Origin of the sequence: Peribacillus sp. Bi134 (genome assembly GCF_918698065.1) — a bacterium.
GTDB lineage: Bacteria > Bacillota > Bacilli > Bacillales > DSM-1321 > Peribacillus.
In genome coordinates, this window is record NZ_CAKKLN010000004.1 from 348571 (window position 1) to 365504 (window position 16934).

A 16934-nucleotide genomic window follows, 5' to 3' on the forward strand; every position below is an offset into this window, starting at 1 on the left:
CTTTTCCGACTCGGGCAGTTTTTTAATCCGCTTCAAAAGAATCCTGGAACTTATAATTTCCCTGCTGAAGATAGGAATAACTTTATTTCAGTTTTTTTTATGTGTAATTTTCATATAATATTCTTTATAATGGAATTGGATGAGTAGACCAAGGAATTGGTCTTTTGGGTAATACATAATTCAGGAGGATCTAATGTCAAAGAAAATTCTCGTAGTGGATGATGAGCAATCAATAGTTACCTTACTTCAGTACAATTTAGAACAATCAGGCTATACGGTTATCACAGCTTTGGATGGAGAACAAGGGCTGGAGGCTGCCGTGGATATACGCCCCGATTTAGTGGTATTGGATTTGATGCTGCCTAAAATGGACGGGCTTGAAGTATGTAAGCAGCTTCGCCAGCAAAAAATCAATATACCGATCTTGATGCTGACAGCTAAGGACGATGAATTTGACAAGGTGCTGGGACTGGAACTAGGTGCGGATGATTACTTGACCAAGCCATTTAGTCCCAGGGAGGTAGTGGCCCGGATTAAAGCCATTTTAAGAAGATCCCAGTTGCAATCGAACGGAAGTGAGTCAAGTCAGGATCAGGAAGATGGTCTCTTGAAATTAGGGGAATTGAAAGTGTTCCCGGAACGATACGAAGCATTCTTTGATGAACAGCAATTAGAATTGACTCCAAAGGAATTTGAATTACTTTTATACTTGGCGAAGAATAAAGGAAGAGTACTGACCAGGGATCAACTGCTCAGTGCGGTATGGAATTATGATTTCGCGGGAGACTCACGGATCGTCGATGTCCATATCAGCCATCTTCGTGAAAAAATAGAGAAAGATACAAAAAAACCTCTCTATATTAAAACGATAAGGGGCTTGGGGTATAAGCTTGAGGAGCCTAAAAAAGAATGACGACCTATCGTAAAAAGCTCTTATATACCCTCATCACATTGGTGATGGTCGTCCTGATGGCCGTGGGCTTTTTATTAGGACACTTGTTCAAAAGTTATTATATTAAAACGTTCAATGAGCGTATACAGAACGAAACATTTTTCATTTCTACATATATTCAGGAGCATGGCGGAATCGAGTCCTTTTTGGAAAAAGGGAAGACGGCAAAATTGACACCCCTTTTAGATTCGAATTTAACCATTCTCTCCAAGAGTGGGGAAATATTATACGATTCCACATCATCCAATGAAATACTTAAAAGCCACGCTAATGTCCTTCGCAAAATAACATTGGAAAAAGGGCTTAAGCATGGGGAAGGGTATGAAGTGGTCGAAGGGGAATCGGACCTCCATTATTATTGGAAGACGGTTGAAAAGGACGGCGAAATTGAAGGCTTTGTCGTCCATAGCAATGAAATAGAGGCCATCCATCAAGTAAATAAACAAATGTGGCAAATATTGATCATTTGTTTAGGGGTTGCCTTGATCATCATTCTCATGCTTGCGAGCAAAATCACTTCATATTATACCCGTCCGATCGAAGAGGCGACGATGGCAGCCATTGAATTGGCAAAAGGGAATTACGGAACCCGGACATTCGGGCGGCATTCCGATGAAACGGGAATGCTGACAACTTCCTTGAACATATTGGCGAGGAACCTTCAGGAAACAGAGGTAGCGAGGGAAATGAATCAGGATCGTTTGGAAGCGCTTGTTGAAAATATCGGTAGTGGAGTCTTGCTGATAGACAGTAAAGGGTATACGACCTTAATCAACCGGGAATTCAAGAAAAGCTTCCATGTGAACGCCGCTACGTTTTTGTTCCAGGAATATTATTCGGTCATTAAAGATCAGGAAGTGATAGCCATCATCGAAGAGATCTTTCGAACGGAAAAAACGATAAAACGACAGGTGAAGATACCGCTTGCCATAGAACGTAAGCATTTTGAGATTTACGGGGCTCCCATTATCGGGAATCATGATGAATGGAAGGGGATTCTCCTCATTTTCCATGATATCACCGAATTGAAAAGGCTCGAGCAGATGCGAAAGGATTTCGTCGCTAATGTGTCCCATGAATTGAGGACTCCGATCACATCCATTAAAGGTTTTTCTGAAACATTGTTAGATGGCGCACTAAAAGACGAAAAGACCCTAAAGCACTTTTTATCGATTATCCTGAAAGAAAGTGACCGGCTGCAAGAACTCATTCAGGAGCTTCTGAATTTATCCAAAATGGAGCAACAGGAATTTGTTTTAAACGCAGGGGTCGTGGATATTACCAAAGTGCTTGGCGAAATACAAGAGATGCTTATAGGCAAGCTGAAGGAAAAAGAAGTATCCCTTGAAATTAAAACATCACCGGAACCAGTATTCATTGAAGGGGAATCTGACAGGATCAAACAGGTTTTCATCAATTTGATTACGAACGCATTGACCTATACACCAAATGGCGGCAGGGTCAGCGTTGATATCATTGAAAATGAACAGACGGTCGATATTGCAGTTCAAGACAGCGGGATCGGCATCGAAGAAAAAGAACTGCCAAGGATCTTTGAACGATTTTACCGAATTGATAAGGCGAGGAGCCGCGATTCTGGAGGAACGGGCATTGGACTGGCAATCGTCAAGCATATAATTGAAGTCCATAAAGGTAAAATCAACGTCGAAAGCATACCTGGAACAGGGACGACTTTTACAGTCACTTTAAATAAAAGCTTAAAAGGGAAAATGTAGCGGGTTTCTTATTTACAAGTCCTTTACAATTCCTTAAAACTGACTTCATAATGAAGGGGTACAATGGTTGTACAACCCCTCATCCAAGGAGTTAAACATTGACAGAGACATAGTCTCTGTTTGATTTTTTTTGTATAAGTTCAATCTAAATTTTAAAGCAAAGATGATCGGAACAGGTGAGCGAAACTCCTGTAGGAATAGCCCGTCCAAGGAGTCCCCTTAAGCGCAAAGGGCGGACCGGCCGCGGGAAAGCGAGTGCCCAACGTTCAAATTGTACAAAACCCTTAAAAACTTCAGACAGAGACATAGTCTCTGTCTTTTAATTTTGGCTATATTCCCCGGGAACCATTCCTCTTTCCTATTTTTCTAGGAAAATATTTGATTTTCATGAAACTTTAGGCCCTTTCTTGCGTAAATAAGATATAACTGCAAAGAAGGGGTGATACATATCGTTAGCTTAAAAAGGATATATACGATCACAGGTCTTGTCTTTCTTATTTTAATTTTAGGTGTAGTTGCGATATCGACCTGGTACACGGTTGATGAATCCGATCAAGCTGTCATAATGACGTTTGGTAAAGTGGAGGAGACGATAACGGAACCAGGACTTCACTTTAAACTGCCTTGGCCCATTCAATCGGTTGAGAAATTATCTAAAGAAACATTCAGTCTTAAATTTGGATATAAAGAAGAGGATGGAGAGGTGACGAATTACCCGAGTGAAACCAAAATGATTACGGGTGATGAAAATATTGTGCTTGCCGACCTAGTGGTTCAGTGGAAAATCACCGACCCTCCAAAATATCTATACAATGCAGATGACCCGGAAAAAATTTTATATGATACGACTTCAGCTGCATTACGGAGCATTATCGGCAGCACGAAAATCGATGATGCCCTTACATCTGGAAAAGCGCAAATCGAAGCGGATGTACGCGATTTATTGTCACAGCTAATGGAGAAATATGATGTCGGGATTTCCATATCTGCGGTTAAACTCCAGGACGTGGAGTTACCGAATGAAGAAGTGCGGAAAGCATTTACCAATGTAACGGATGCCCGGGAAACGGCGAATACGAAAATCAACGAAGCGGATAAATATGAAAATAAGCGTATGAATGAAGCGGAAGGGGAAAAAGATGCCCTCATTTCTCAGGCTAATGGGGATAAAGCTGCCCGTACGGAAGCTGCCCGCGGGGATGTAGCGGTCTTTGAAAAATTACTCAGTGAGTATAAGGGCAATAAGGGGATTACGAAGGACCGCCTTATTATTGAGACCCTTGAGGAAGTATTGCCGAATGCAGAGATTTATATTATGAATGATGATGGAAACACAATGAAGTACTTGCCGCTTCGCTCGCTTGAAAAGGAGGAAACAAAAAAAACTCCTGCCCCTGATGAAGCCGCTATACCTGAAGAAGAAACGAAAAAAGGGAATGGATCGGAAGAAAAAGCGACAGGGGAAGGGGGCGCTAAACAATGAGCGGAAAAATAGTAGATTTCTCTGAACTCAAAAAAGGGAATTTTCATTGGAGGGGCTATGTGAGATTCGGCATTTTCCTGATTATTATCATCGCGCTGCTGCTAATCATCTTCACCAATGTATATATCGTCAAAGAGGGAGAATATAAAGTCGTCCGCCAATTCGGTGAGGTGGTAAGGATCGATAAGACCCCGGGATTGAAAGCGAAGGTGCCATTCATTCAGAGTGTCGTGACATTGCCGAAGTATCAGATGAGTTCTGATGTTTCAGAAGCGGAAATCAATACGAAAGATAAAAAGCGGATGCTGATCGACAACTATGCCGTTTGGAGAATAGAAGATCCGAAGAAATTGATTACAAATGCAAGGACACTTGAGAATGCCGAAACGAAAATGGAAGAGTTCATCTATTCGGCAGTTCGTTCGGAGCTGGGCCAGCTGAATTATGATGAGATCATCAATGATGAGAAGTCATCCAGGGGAAGTTTAAACGACCGCATAACCGAAAAAGTCAACGATCTGCTGCAAAAGGACAGTTATGGCATAAGCTTGACGGATGTCCGGATAAAGCGGACTGACCTGCCCGCCGAAAACGAAGCGTCCGTCTTCAAGAGGATGATTTCAGAGCGGGAATCGAAAGCGCAAGAATACCTTTCCAAAGGTGATGCGAAGAAAAACCGGATCATTGCGGATACTGATAGGAAAGTGAAAGAATTGCTCTCTACTGCAGAGGCTGATGCAGAAGTGATCAGGGCTGAAGGAGAAGGGGAAGCAGCGAAAATCTATAATAAGTCGTTTTCCAAAGATCCCGAATTCTATAAACTATACCGGACTCTGGAATCCTACAAAAAAACGATCGGAGATCAAACTGTAATCGTTCTTCCTTCGGATTCCCCATATGCCAGCTTGTTAATGGGAAATATAAAATAACCTTGATGCCGTCATTTTTCTTTCCGCTTCTACTCATGGTAGAATAGAGAAGGAAAATGGACGGCTTTTTGCGTTTTTATATAGAAGCTATAACTACATAAACCTGTGTGACTGGAGGAAGACGGATTTGGATAAAAAGCTAGTACTAATAGATGGAAACAGCATAGCATACCGTGCGTTTTTTGCGCTTCCGCTCTTGAATAATGATAAGGGGGTCCATACCAATTCCGTGTACGGATTCACCATGATGCTCAACCGCATTCTTGAAGAAGAAAAGCCAACGCACATACTTGTGGCATTCGATGCGGGTAAAACGACATTCAGACATGCATCATTTAAAGAATATAAGGGAGGGCGCCAAAAAACGCCGCCAGAATTATCGGAGCAATTCCCTTTCATTCGCGAGCTGCTTGATTGTTTTCAAATAAAAAGGTATGAACTGGAGAACTACGAAGCCGATGATATTATCGGTACGCTTTCTTTGCAAGCGGAAAAAGATGGTTTTGAAGTGAAGGTCATTTCCGGTGATAAGGATTTAACGCAATTATCCTCCCCTAGTACGACGGTTTCCATCACGAAAAAGGGGATTACTGAAATTGAGGAATACACACCAAAGCATATACATGAAAAATACGGTCTTTCCCCTTTGCAAATCATTGATTTAAAAGGGCTGATGGGAGATGCCTCTGACAATATTCCCGGTATTCCGGGAGTTGGTGAAAAGACTGCCCTTAAATTATTGCATCAATTTGAAACAGTTGAAAACCTTTTGCAGTCGATTGATGAGGTAAGCGGACAGAAATTGAAAGAGAAAATAGAAGAACATAAAGACCTGGCCCTATTAAGCAAAGAGTTGGCTACAATAACGAGGGAAGCGCCGCTTGAAGTTTCCGTAAACGAGACTGAGTATACTGGCATGGATCAGGATCGAGTCATCTCATTCTATAAAGAGCTTGGCTTTTCGACTTTGCTCGATAAATTGGATGTAACGGAGAGTGCGCCGCTTGAACAGGAGAAGATTGAGGTTCACTCGGCTGAAATGACAGAAGGAATGTTTGCCGATGAAAGTGCTTTGTATGTTGAAATTTTAGAAGATAATTATCATCGTGCCGATATAATAGGGATCGCCATCAGTAATGAACAAGGTCATTTTTACTTCCATGGAGATGATGCCCTGAATTCCGGGACCTTTAAATCCTGGGCAGAGGATGAAACAAAAAAGAAAACGGTTTTCGATGCGAAGCGTACGGTTGTGGCACTTCGCCATCGAGGAGTCGAAATAAAAGGCATCGATTTTGATGTATTTTTGGCATCCTATATCCTGGATCCGGCAGAGTCAGTGGACGAAGTGGCTGAAATCACGAAAACTCAAGGTGCTATCCGCCTTGAAACGGATGATGTTTTTTATGGAAAAGGTGCAAAACGCAAAATACCTGAGGAAGCGGAATTGAGGGAGCATATCGCCAGAAAAGCGAAGGCGATTTCGTCCCTGAAAGAACCGATGATCGATAAACTGCAAGAGTTCGAGCAATTTCACCTATTTACGGAACTGGAGCTGCCACTATCGATAATCCTGGCCAATATGGAATGGCAGGGAATCAAGGTGGATATAGACCGACTGAAAAACATGGGACAGGAATTAGCCATTCGCTTAAGAAACATCGAGGCACGAATTTTTGATTTGGCTGGTGAGGCGTTCAATATCAATTCACCTAAACAGCTTGGGGCCATCCTGTTTGAAAAGTTGGAGCTTCCTGTCATGAAGAAAACCAAAACAGGTTATTCGACGTCAGCCGATGTGCTGGAAAAACTGGAGAGCAAGCATGATATCGTTAAGGAGATACTATTGTATCGCCAGCTTGGTAAGTTGCAATCCACTTATATTGAGGGGTTGCTTAAGGTGGTCAATGGCAAAACGGACAAGGTGCACACCCGGTTCAACCAAGCATTGACCCAGACCGGCCGGTTAAGCTCAACAGATCCCAATCTTCAGAATATCCCGATCAGACTGGAAGAAGGAAGGAAAATCAGGCAGGCCTTCATTCCTTCCGAAAAGGATTGGATCATTTTTGCTGCCGACTACTCCCAGATCGAATTGCGCGTTCTGGCGCATATCGCCAATGACAGCGGATTGGTGGAAGCATTCCAGGCCGGGATGGACATCCATACAAAGACAGCCATGGATGTGTTCCATGTATCGGCAGAGGAAGTCACTTCGAACATGAGGCGCCATGCCAAAGCGGTCAACTTCGGAATCGTTTATGGTATAAGTGATTACGGGCTATCGCAAAGTCTTGGCATCACAAGAAAAGAAGCTGGAGAGTTCATCGAGAAGTATTTAAGAAGCTTTCCTGGTGTTCGGGAATATATGGAAGAAAGCATACATGAGGCCCGTCAAAAAGGATATAGCACGACTCTGATGCAAAGAAGGCGCTATATACCTGAGATAACAAGCAGGAATTTCAACATAAGGAGCTTTGCCGAACGGACAGCAATGAACACGCCGATTCAGGGCAGCGCCGCGGATATCATCAAGCTTGCCATGATAAACATGAATAAGCGCCTGAAAAGTGAAGGGCTTAAAACGAGAATGCTTCTTCAGGTGCATGATGAATTGATTTTTGAAACCCCTCCTGAGGAACTGGAAATCCTTAAAGTGATCGTCCCGGAGGAAATGGAAAGTGCCATTGAATTGAACGTGCCCCTTAAAGTGGACTATGCTTTCGGGCCAACATGGTTTGATGCCAAATAATAAAAGATAGGTGATTGCAATGCCAGAACTTCCAGAAGTGGAAACAGTCAGAAGAACGTTAGAGCAGCTCGTACTCGGAAAAGAGATCAAGGAAGTGTCCGTCTTTTGGCCAAAGATCATTAAAGCGCCTGAACCTGTCGAACAGTTTCAGGATGCTTTAAGGGGTCAGACGATAAGGGGAATAGGCCGTCGGGGCAAGTTCCTCATTTTCACCTTGGATGATTATTCGATGGTTTCGCATTTAAGAATGGAAGGGAAATACGGCGTGCATCCAAAAGAAGAGCCGTATGATAAGCATACCCATGTGATCTTCACATTCACTGATGGCAGTGAACTTCGGTACAGGGATGTCCGGAAATTCGGAACGATGCATCTATTTGCCAAAGGGGAAGAACTTGATCGGCTGCCCCTTTTGCATTTAGGGCCGGAACCTTTGTCTGAAGATTTTACTGTCGAGGGGCTAAGTAGGAAGCTGGCAAGAACCAACAGGAAAATCAAGCCCGTTCTCCTTGATCAAACGGTTGTCGTCGGGATTGGGAATATATATGTGGATGAGTCGTTATTCCGCTCCCGTATTCATCCAGAGAGAATCGCTTCTTCACTTTCATTGCAGGAAATCAAGACGTTGCATGGAGAAATCATTGCGACTTTAGGGGAAGCTGTGGAAAAAGGCGGAAGTACGATTCGTTCATACATTAATTCCCAAGGGCAAATCGGCATGTTTCAGTTGGAATTGAATGTTTATGGACGAAAGGGCGAGAACTGCAAAACATGCGGCACGCCCCTTGAGAAACTGGTTGTTGCAGGACGCGGTACACATATTTGCCCGTTATGCCAGCCGCTTAAATAGGTAGTGTTTTTTCTAACACATCGGATGGGCTCCTTCCATATACTAGGGTAGCAACGAGTAGGGAAGGAGTAATATTCCGATGTGGCTACAAATTATTTTTCTTGCTTTTGCAGTTAGTATTGACGGATTTGGCGTAGGTTTGACATTCGGTATGCGGAAGATGAAAATCCCCTTAAGGTCAATAGCGGTCATCTCATTTTGCTCTGCATTGAGTTTAGGTATAGCGATGGTCATCGGACAATTCATCAGTCAGCTCATATCTATCGGGGCGGCTGAAAAAACGGGTGGCATCATCCTCATTTTTCTTGGTGCCTGGATGGTATACCAGTATTTTAAGCCTGAAAAAGAACTGAAAGATGATAGATATCATGAAAAGATCATCTTTAATTTTGAAATTAAATCACTTGGGGTAGTCATTAATATTTTACAAAAACCATTGAATGCCGATTTTGATAAATCAGGCACGATTACTGGAGTTGAAGCGCTTGTTCTCGGGTTTGCACTTTCGCTGGATGCTTTCGGGGCGGGAGTTGGAGCGGCTATGATCGGCATTTCACCGATTATTCTCGCAGGGTGCATCGCTGTTATGAGTTCGATTTTCATTTGGAGCGGAATTCAAAGCGGGAAATTACTTTCAAATAATAAAGTTGTCCAGCATTTGACCTTTCTTCCAGGTGTACTATTGATTATCATCGGTATATTCAAGTTATGATACATGGTTTAAAAGGGGGAGCTTATGGGACAAATCATCGGAATCACCGGAGGCATCGCCAGTGGGAAAAGCAGCGTCAGCCTCTATTTACAGGAACTCGGATTCACGATTGTAGATGCAGATCTGGCTTCCCGTGCTGTCGTTGAGCCAGGTGAAGAAGCCTACCATCAAATTGTGAAGGCGTTTGGTGAAGATATATTATTGACGGATGGGAATATAGATCGCGTAAAGCTTGGGTCGATCATATTTCATGATCAAGAAAAGAGATTGCTATTGAATAGCATCGTGCATCCTGCCGTCAGGAGTTGGATGCTTCTCAAAACGGAAGCGGCACTATCATCAGGTGAAGAAACGGTGTTCATGGATATTCCGCTTCTATTTGAAAGCAAGCTGACATTCATGGTGGATAAGACGCTATTGGTCTATGTGGATGAGGAAGTTCAATTGCAGCGATTAATGAACAGGAATGGTCTTTCGGAGACTGATGCACTTGCCAGGATCAATTCGCAAATGCCCTTGGCCGATAAAAAGGCTTTAGCGGATGCCGTCATCGATAATAATGGGGACATTAATGAAACGAAGCGGCAAGTGAAGTCCATACTTAGCGAATGGTATGTCATATAATTATGATAAAAAGAAGAAACCGCCCGGTTTCTTCTTTTTATGTTGAAAAAATAAGAACAATCCGCATTTTTATTAGCACAATTCCTCTGAATTATGTTATACTAATTACATGTGAAAGGTAATAAGTATAACACTAATATTTTCTGGAGGGTCCGAACAATGAATTCAAGAATAGCGATTAACGGATTTGGGAGAATTGGAAGAATGGTTTTCCGAAAAGCCATATTAGATGAGAGTTTGGACATTGTTGCCATTAATGCAAGCTATCCAGCTGAAACTTTAGCACACTTACTAAAATATGATACGATACATGGTAAATTCGACGGTATCATTATAGCTGAAGATGATTCACTAATAGTGAATGGCCGCCGAGTAAAACTAATAAATAACCGCGATCCAAAGCTATTGCCTTGGAAAGAGATGAACATAGATATTGTAATTGAAGCCACTGGCAAATTCAATGATCGTTCTAAAGCAGCTCTTCATTTAGAAGCAGGAGCAAAAAGAGTTATATTATCAGCGCCGGGTAAAAATGAAGACGTTACCATTGTAATGGGAGTAAATGAGGAAGTGCTGGAAATTGACAAGCATTTCGTCATATCCAATGCATCTTGTACAACGAACTGCCTTGGACCGGTTGCAAAAGTGCTTGATGAAAAATTCGGCATAAACAACGGTTTAATGACAACGATACATTCTTATACTAATGATCAAAATAATATCGATAACCCGCACAAAGACTTGAGACGTGCCCGTGCCGCTGCGGAAAGCATGATTCCTACGACTACAGGAGCTGCAAAAGCCATCTCACTAGTGTTGCCGCAATTAAAAGGCAAGCTTCATGGAATGGCGATACGTGTACCGACACCTAACGTATCTTTAGTCGATCTTGTTGTGGATTTAAACCGTGATGTCACGATTGATGAAGTGAACCAAGCCTTCATCGATGCTTCAGAAAATGAACTCAAAGGTATCATGGAATTCACGATGGAACCTTTAGTTTCCAGTGATTTCAAAACGAATCCACACTCTGCAATCATCGATGGGTTGACGACGATGATGATCGGGGACAGGAAAGTGAAAGTCCTTGCATGGTATGATAATGAGTGGGGTTACTCCAACCGGGTAGTGGACCTAGTGAAATTGGTTGGCTCCGAGTTGAAAAAAACTTCCGAAGTCGAATTATCAGTAAAATAAAATGAAATAACTGAGCCTGCTAAATTTTTTTAGCGGGCTATTTTTGATTTTTTATCGGATTTGAAGCAGTTATAGAGAATGGTGACCTAACGCATACCATACTTTTCTTTTGCATCTGCTCCTGGTTTTCCAACTTTCTCAATCACTAGTTCAACCAGAAGCTCTAAGATATGATTATCATGCGTATTTCCGGGTGTTACTATCGTCCCTAACACAAATCCATTGCGTATGATGCCGAATGAAACGAATAGGCAAACTTATTTTGTTCGTTCATCATTCACATAATAGTAGCTACTCTCAGTATCAGTTGAACTGCCCTTAATCTCCTTGGTTTCTTCCTTAAATAGACTGAAGGTAAAAGAGTTCTATCTTACTGTTAAAACAAAGTTGATTGGAGCGGGTGTACGAGACTCCTGCGGGGAAAGTGCGTCCAAGGGAGACCCCACAGGCGCTATGCGCCGAGGAGGCTCCCGGACCGCCCGCGGAAAGCGAGTGCCAGGAGTGGAAATCAACGGCCTAATATACTGTAGACAAACTCAATTATTGAGTTTGTCTACAGTCAGAGCCTGCTGAATTTTTTTAGCGGGCTATTTTTCATGCAGTGATCCATGAATTCCCGGCTGTTTTATGGCGCTGAATAAACCGAAGACGGAATTTGCTCCACATTTGAACCTTCGCTATATCCTCATTACATATAAAGTTTATCTTTCCAAAAATTCAATTTGGAGTTGCAAAAAAAATTCAAACCATATATACTATGAATCGTGAACTTCTTCAATAGCGGTTTGCATGATGGCTACTTAAAGGGTTAGGACCTCTTTGGACTAACTTTCCCCCGTGGTAGTTATCAGAACTTATTTTTAAATCATGGTAAGGGGGAAGCTTAATATGGAAACAGCTTACACTATGGAAACTATGGGTAGACACGTCATTTCTGAACTTTGGGGTTGTGACTTTGAAAAACTGAACAATATCGATTTAATTGAAAAGATTTTTGTTGATGCTGCTTTGAAATCAGGTGCAGAGGTACGAGAAGTTGCCTTTCACAAATTTGCTCCACAAGGAGTCAGCGGGGTTGTCATCATTTCTGAATCACACTTAACGATTCACAGTTTTCCAGAACACGGCTATGCGAGCATTGATGTCTATACATGCGGTAACTTGGATCCGAATATTGCGGCAGATTATATTGCAGAAGCTTTGAATGCGCAAACACGTGAAAACATAGAATTACCACGTGGATTAGGTCCTGTACAAATGAAAAAAGCCAATATAAGTGCCCTATAAAAAACACGTATACACAGAGATGCCATGGGTGCATCTCTTTTTTAATGCAATCAATCGGCAGTCAGCTTCCCTTTATAGGGGAGGATGCCCTTGCAGCATAAAGACTTTGACAACGGTGCTTCAAGGGCAGAACAAAAAGTGCCTGCTGCCGGAAGTTACACTTTTTACTTGTACTGGCCGTTCCATTTAATATAAGATTAAGATAGAGAAGTAATTCCTTGGGGAACATTTAGATAGGGGAGTCCTACATAAAATACGGAGCTGATAATGATGAAATGCCCATCATGTCAATATAACGGAACAAGAGTGCTCGATTCCAGGCCAGTCGATGAAAGTAAATCGATTCGACGACGCCGTGAATGTGAGGCATGTGGTTTTCGATTCACGACATTTGAAAAGGTGGAGGAAACACCGCTTATTGTAGTGAAAAAGGGCGGGACGCGGGAAGAGTTCAGTCGTGATAAAATCCTGCGTGGCTTAATCAGGGCTTGCGAAAAACGCCCGGTTCCCTTGAAAGAACTAGAGCAAATTACCAGTTATGTAGAAAAAGAACTACGCAACCAGGGCATATCGGAAGTGAAAAGCGACAATGTCGGCGAGATGGTGATGGACAAGCTGGCAGAAGTCGATGAGGTTGCCTATGTAAGGTTCGCATCCGTCTATCGACAATTTAAAGACATCAATGTCTTTATCGATGAATTGAAAGATTTGATAAATAAAGAAAGAAAGTAGAGCTGAAGATTCACTTTGGCTCTTTTTTCACTACATCTTTTGAAAGGTTTGAATGGAGATGTCAAAGCATTGGCAAGAATTGCTCCCAGCTGATTCATATTTGGTCTCATCTGCGGGGCTGCTTCATGACTATGATCGGAAAATACTTACCCGACTATATCAACCTCTTATTGGACCTATATGCATTAGCCTATATATGACGTTATGGAGTGAGTTGGAGGAGAACAGGCTATGGTCGGAAACCTCCTCACATTATCAATTAATGAATACCATCGGCCTTAAGTTAGCTGATATTTACGAAGCCCGGCTTTTACTTGAGGGAATCGGTCTGTTGAATGTATATAAGAAATCGAAAAATGAAACGAAGGAATTCATCTATGAGTTAAACCCGCCGCTTTCCCCCCAGCAGTTTTTCACGGATGGAATGCTGAATATTTACTTATACAAAAAAATCGGTAAAGCGCAATTCAACCGGTTAAAGAGATTCTTTTGTGATGACCATATCTTAACCGATCAATATGAAGGTGTGACTAAATCTTTTGCGGAAGTATTCTCATCAGATCATTTGGACTCTTTATATGTAACGGATGAAGCGAAAAATGAATGGCAGCCGATGCCTGAACAGCAATACATCGATCGGACGGAAGGCGTCGAGCCATCGGGGTTTGATGACTTATTTGATTTTGACCTTTTATTTGCCGGGATAAAATCCTCGATCGTACCGAAAAAGGCATTTACTCCGAAAATAAAAAATACGATTGCCAAACTTGCTTTTTTATATGGCATCGATCCGCTTGAAATGCAAAAACTAGTAATGGATGCCGTTTCATTGGATGATGAGATCGATGAGGAAGTGCTCAGAAAGGCGGCAAGGGACTGGTATCAGATTGAACGACAGGCCGATATGCCTTCCCTTGTCAATCGGGTGCAGCCGATTCGTGAACGGACGCAAAAAGAGGAACCGAAAACACAGGAACAAGAGTTAATCCGCCATTTGGAGACGATTTCCCCAAGGGAGCGGCTGATGCAATTGTCTGGCGGTGCAGAGCCATCAAGCGGTGATTTGAAAGTCGTTGAGGGCGTGATGATCAATCAAAAGCTGAATCCGGGTGTCGTCAATGTCTTGATTGAATATGTCATGCTCAAAACGGATATGAAGTTCACGAAGGGCTATGTCGAAAAACTGGCAGGCCATTGGGCACGACTTAAGGTCTCCACGGTGGTCGAGGCGATGGAGCTGGCTAAAAATGAACATAGGAAATATCAGGACTGGGCTCAAGGAAGCAGGAATGCTGCGAAGGGCGGCCGGAAAAAGGCGATACGTGAAGAAGTGGTTCCGGAGTGGCTTGAGAAAAAAGAAGAAGCACAGCAGGAGCAGAATGCAGATCAGCCTGAATTGGATGCCCAGAAACGCGAGCTTCTGGAGAAATGGAAGCAGTGGAAAGCAGGAGGTGAAATGAACGATGGAAAAGATTAATAGGTCCCTTAATAAATTGGCGAATACAAATCAATTTCAACAGCGTTATGAAAAGCTGAAACAGGAGATTTTTGAAAACGAACAAGTGCGGTTATTTATGAATGCCAACAGCTCGACGGTCACGAAGGAAATGATTGATAAAAACTTGGGGAAGCTTTATGAGTTCACTTCACAAAGCAATAAGTGTGATAAATGTCCGAGCTTGGATGGCTGCATGAATATGATGCAGGGGTATTATCCCAAATTGGTGGTTCAAGGGAAAGCCCTGAACCTGCATTATGAAGTCTGCCCGCGGAAATTGGCAGAGGATGAAAAGCGGAAACGGGAAAAGTTGATCCGCAGCCTGTATGTACCGAAGGATATTTTAAAGGCGAGCATTGAAGACTTTACCCAAACGGATAATGAAAACAAACGCTTGTCTGTCTTAAGTAAAGCGATGTCGTTCATTATGGAATATGAGCCAGGTAAAAGGCAAAAAGGCTTATATATTTATGGGAAATTCGGCGTTGGGAAAACGTACTTATTAGGTGCGATCGCCAATGAACTTGCAAAAAGGCAAATTTCCTCCCTTATTGTCTATGTACCTGACTACTTGAGGGAACTTAAGGGATCGATAGGTGATAATACGGTCAATGAAAAAATTGAAATGGTGAAAACGGCACCTGTCCTCATGCTTGATGATATTGGAGCGGAGTCCATGACGAGCTGGGGACGCGATGAGGTTTTTGGTCCGATTTTACAATTCAGGATGCTGGAAAACCTGCCAACGTTTTTCACTTCGAATTTTGACTTGAATGGCCTGGAGAACCACCTGACCTTTTCACAGCGTGGTGAGAAGGAAGAAGTGAAGGCGGCCAGGGTACTGGAAAGAATTCAATATTTAGCTGAGCCGGTCAAGCTTGATGGCATGAATCGGAGAAGATGAAGAAAAGTGGTCTCTTAATGGAGGTCACTTTTTTCATCTTACAAGGCTCATCCTACTTCTAAACACGTCCCCATCCCCATATACATGAAAAAAGAAGCAAGGGGGAAGGGGGGATGTCGTAGTGCAAATTTCGTTTCAAAACGATTCAGAGGCATTGAAATTACTGAATTTCGTTTCTGTCCATCCACTGGGGGCAGAATTTCAAGCATATATTCGATTTCTTCCGCAACAAGGCATGTATGTGGATATGACGGAGTCTTCAGGTGATGAATGGCTAATTCTGCTTCGTGATGCATTTCATTCTTTTTTATTGGAAGAAAAGACGCTTCCTGTTCTGGAGCAAATAATAGTCGGTAAATTTTTTTATAGGGAACGGGAAGAAATTGAAGCCATCATTGAAATTGCATCATCAATCATCGAGGTGGAAAGAACCAGGAGTCAAGATGAAGCATTCAGTACGGAGAAACGATTGATTGAGGAGGGACTTCAAAGCATCTTGGCTGGAAAGGTATCTTTTTCATTCGATTCTTTTACGACCTTCCGTTTGAAATCATTTCAGCACACGTTGGAAAAGTATGTCGTCAAGGCGATTGATGAATACAAGCTGGAACAGGACTATCAAAATTTCATTGCTACGCTCCGTGATTGCCTTCAAGGGCAGGAGTCGAAATTAAGAAAGCTTCACCTGGTCAACCGGGATGGTTTTCATTTCTATGATCAGAAGTTCAGCAAGCTCGACCGCCCAAAAATCAATAGTATGATCGACAGGAGGCTTCTTGCCAAAAGTTCACTATTTCTCGATACGGTGATACTTGCCCCGCTTTTATCGATTGCTCCTGAAAACTTGTGTATCTATACCGATGACAAGGATGAGGGGCTGATCCAGACCATTTCAAGGATTTTCGAAGAACGGGCCACTATCCTGCCACTTTCGTCATTTTCTATGCATTTGAATGATCTTTCGTGGAAAAAAGAAAATTAACCTTGATTTTCACCGTATAACAAATTATAATTTCCTACATACTATTAAAAAACTAAAAGTTATGATGAGGACAAGGGTATTCTAGTCGCCGATTATCAGAGAGGGGAGCCAACAGGCTGTAAGCTTCCTATTCGCATGGAACACTTACCACCTTTAAACTTCGGCTCGGAAAGCAGGCATCCTGTGAATATGAGCTGACGGGAAGCTGCCGTTACCAAGTTACAAGTGCCATTTTGCCGTGAAAAGCAAGCTGGAACGAGGGTGGAACCGCGGGTTAATGATATTTATTACTAAGC

14 protein-coding genes are annotated in these 16934 nt (G+C 42.5%); all 14 read left to right on the forward strand.

The window, feature by feature from the left end; all coding sequences use genetic code 11:
• Window positions 1-193 precede the first annotated feature (193 nt).
• The gene (locus tag LQ188_RS10310) at window positions 194-913 is read left to right on the forward strand and encodes a response regulator transcription factor (protein ID WP_101222903.1); all 720 of its coding nucleotides are present in this window, start codon (window positions 194-196) and stop codon (window positions 911-913) included.
• A complete protein-coding gene (pnpS, locus tag LQ188_RS10315; RefSeq protein ID WP_230176755.1) occupies window positions 910-2688 on the forward strand; it encodes a two-component system histidine kinase PnpS in 1779 nt (592 codons plus the stop codon). The genes LQ188_RS10310 and pnpS overlap by 4 nt, the downstream gene beginning before the upstream one ends.
• A 448-nt stretch (window positions 2689-3136) precedes the next feature.
• The gene (gene hflK, locus LQ188_RS10320; RefSeq protein ID WP_230176855.1) at window positions 3137-4171 is read left to right on the forward strand and encodes an FtsH protease activity modulator HflK; all 1035 of its coding nucleotides are present in this window, start codon (window positions 3137-3139) and stop codon (window positions 4169-4171) included.
• Entirely contained in the window at window positions 4168-5100 is a 933-nt protein-coding gene (locus tag LQ188_RS10325) for a protease modulator HflC (RefSeq protein ID WP_230176756.1), read from the forward strand. Before hflK ends, LQ188_RS10325 begins: the two co-directional genes overlap by 4 nt.
• A 127-nt stretch (window positions 5101-5227) precedes the next feature.
• On the forward strand, window positions 5228-7852 hold the full coding sequence (gene polA / locus LQ188_RS10330; protein WP_230176757.1) for a DNA polymerase I: 2625 nt from the start codon (window positions 5228-5230) through the stop codon (window positions 7850-7852).
• Window positions 7853-7871: 19 nt separating this feature from the next.
• Window positions 7872-8702, forward strand: a complete 831-nt coding sequence (gene mutM, locus LQ188_RS10335; RefSeq protein ID WP_230176758.1) for a DNA-formamidopyrimidine glycosylase — start codon at window positions 7872-7874, stop codon at window positions 8700-8702.
• Between the two features lie 79 nt (window positions 8703-8781).
• A complete protein-coding gene (gene ytaF, locus LQ188_RS10340; protein ID WP_101222895.1) occupies window positions 8782-9414 on the forward strand; it encodes a sporulation membrane protein YtaF in 633 nt (210 codons plus the stop codon).
• Window positions 9415-9438: 24 nt separating this feature from the next.
• Entirely contained in the window at window positions 9439-10038 is a 600-nt protein-coding gene (coaE, locus tag LQ188_RS10345) for a dephospho-CoA kinase (RefSeq protein ID WP_101222893.1), read from the forward strand.
• Between the two features lie 159 nt (window positions 10039-10197).
• Entirely contained in the window at window positions 10198-11235 is a 1038-nt protein-coding gene (locus LQ188_RS10350; protein WP_230176759.1) for a glyceraldehyde-3-phosphate dehydrogenase, read from the forward strand.
• Between the two features lie 906 nt (window positions 11236-12141).
• Window positions 12142-12522: an adenosylmethionine decarboxylase gene (gene speD, locus LQ188_RS10355; protein ID WP_034311443.1), complete on the forward strand. Its 381-nt coding sequence runs from the start codon at window positions 12142-12144 to the stop codon at window positions 12520-12522.
• A 270-nt stretch (window positions 12523-12792) separates the two neighbouring features.
• Window positions 12793-13254 (forward strand): transcriptional regulator NrdR, encoded by a 462-nt coding sequence (nrdR, locus tag LQ188_RS10360; RefSeq protein ID WP_057911467.1) that lies wholly within the window; start codon window positions 12793-12795, stop codon window positions 13252-13254.
• A 58-nt stretch (window positions 13255-13312) separates the two neighbouring features.
• On the forward strand, window positions 13313-14731 hold the full coding sequence (locus LQ188_RS10365; RefSeq protein ID WP_230176760.1) for a DnaD domain protein: 1419 nt from the start codon (window positions 13313-13315) through the stop codon (window positions 14729-14731).
• The gene (dnaI, locus tag LQ188_RS10370) at window positions 14718-15656 is read left to right on the forward strand and encodes a primosomal protein DnaI (RefSeq protein ID WP_230176761.1); all 939 of its coding nucleotides are present in this window, start codon (window positions 14718-14720) and stop codon (window positions 15654-15656) included. Before LQ188_RS10365 ends, dnaI begins: the two co-directional genes overlap by 14 nt.
• 121 nt (window positions 15657-15777) lie before the next feature.
• Entirely contained in the window at window positions 15778-16638 is an 861-nt protein-coding gene (gene ytxC, locus LQ188_RS10375; RefSeq protein ID WP_101222885.1) for a sporulation protein YtxC, read from the forward strand.
• Window positions 16639-16934 lie beyond the last annotated feature (296 nt).

Coding starts and splice junctions, on each gene's coding strand:
- LQ188_RS10310 (WP_101222903.1), top strand. CDS start 194: ATGTCAAAGAAAATTCTCGTAGTGGATGATGAGCAATCAATAGTTACC.
- pnpS (WP_230176755.1), top strand. CDS start 910: ATGACGACCTATCGTAAAAAGCTCTTATATACCCTCATCACATTGGTG.
- LQ188_RS10325 (WP_230176756.1), top strand. CDS start 4,168: ATGAGCGGAAAAATAGTAGATTTCTCTGAACTCAAAAAAGGGAATTTT.
- mutM (WP_230176758.1), top strand. CDS start 7,872: ATGCCAGAACTTCCAGAAGTGGAAACAGTCAGAAGAACGTTAGAGCAG.
- ytaF (WP_101222895.1), top strand. CDS start 8,782: ATGTGGCTACAAATTATTTTTCTTGCTTTTGCAGTTAGTATTGACGGA.
- coaE (WP_101222893.1), top strand. CDS start 9,439: ATGGGACAAATCATCGGAATCACCGGAGGCATCGCCAGTGGGAAAAGC.
- LQ188_RS10350 (WP_230176759.1), top strand. CDS start 10,198: ATGAATTCAAGAATAGCGATTAACGGATTTGGGAGAATTGGAAGAATG.
- speD (WP_034311443.1), top strand. CDS start 12,142: ATGGAAACTATGGGTAGACACGTCATTTCTGAACTTTGGGGTTGTGAC.
- nrdR (WP_057911467.1), top strand. CDS start 12,793: ATGAAATGCCCATCATGTCAATATAACGGAACAAGAGTGCTCGATTCC.
- LQ188_RS10365 (WP_230176760.1), top strand. CDS start 13,313: ATGTCAAAGCATTGGCAAGAATTGCTCCCAGCTGATTCATATTTGGTC.
- dnaI (WP_230176761.1), top strand. CDS start 14,718: ATGGAAAAGATTAATAGGTCCCTTAATAAATTGGCGAATACAAATCAA.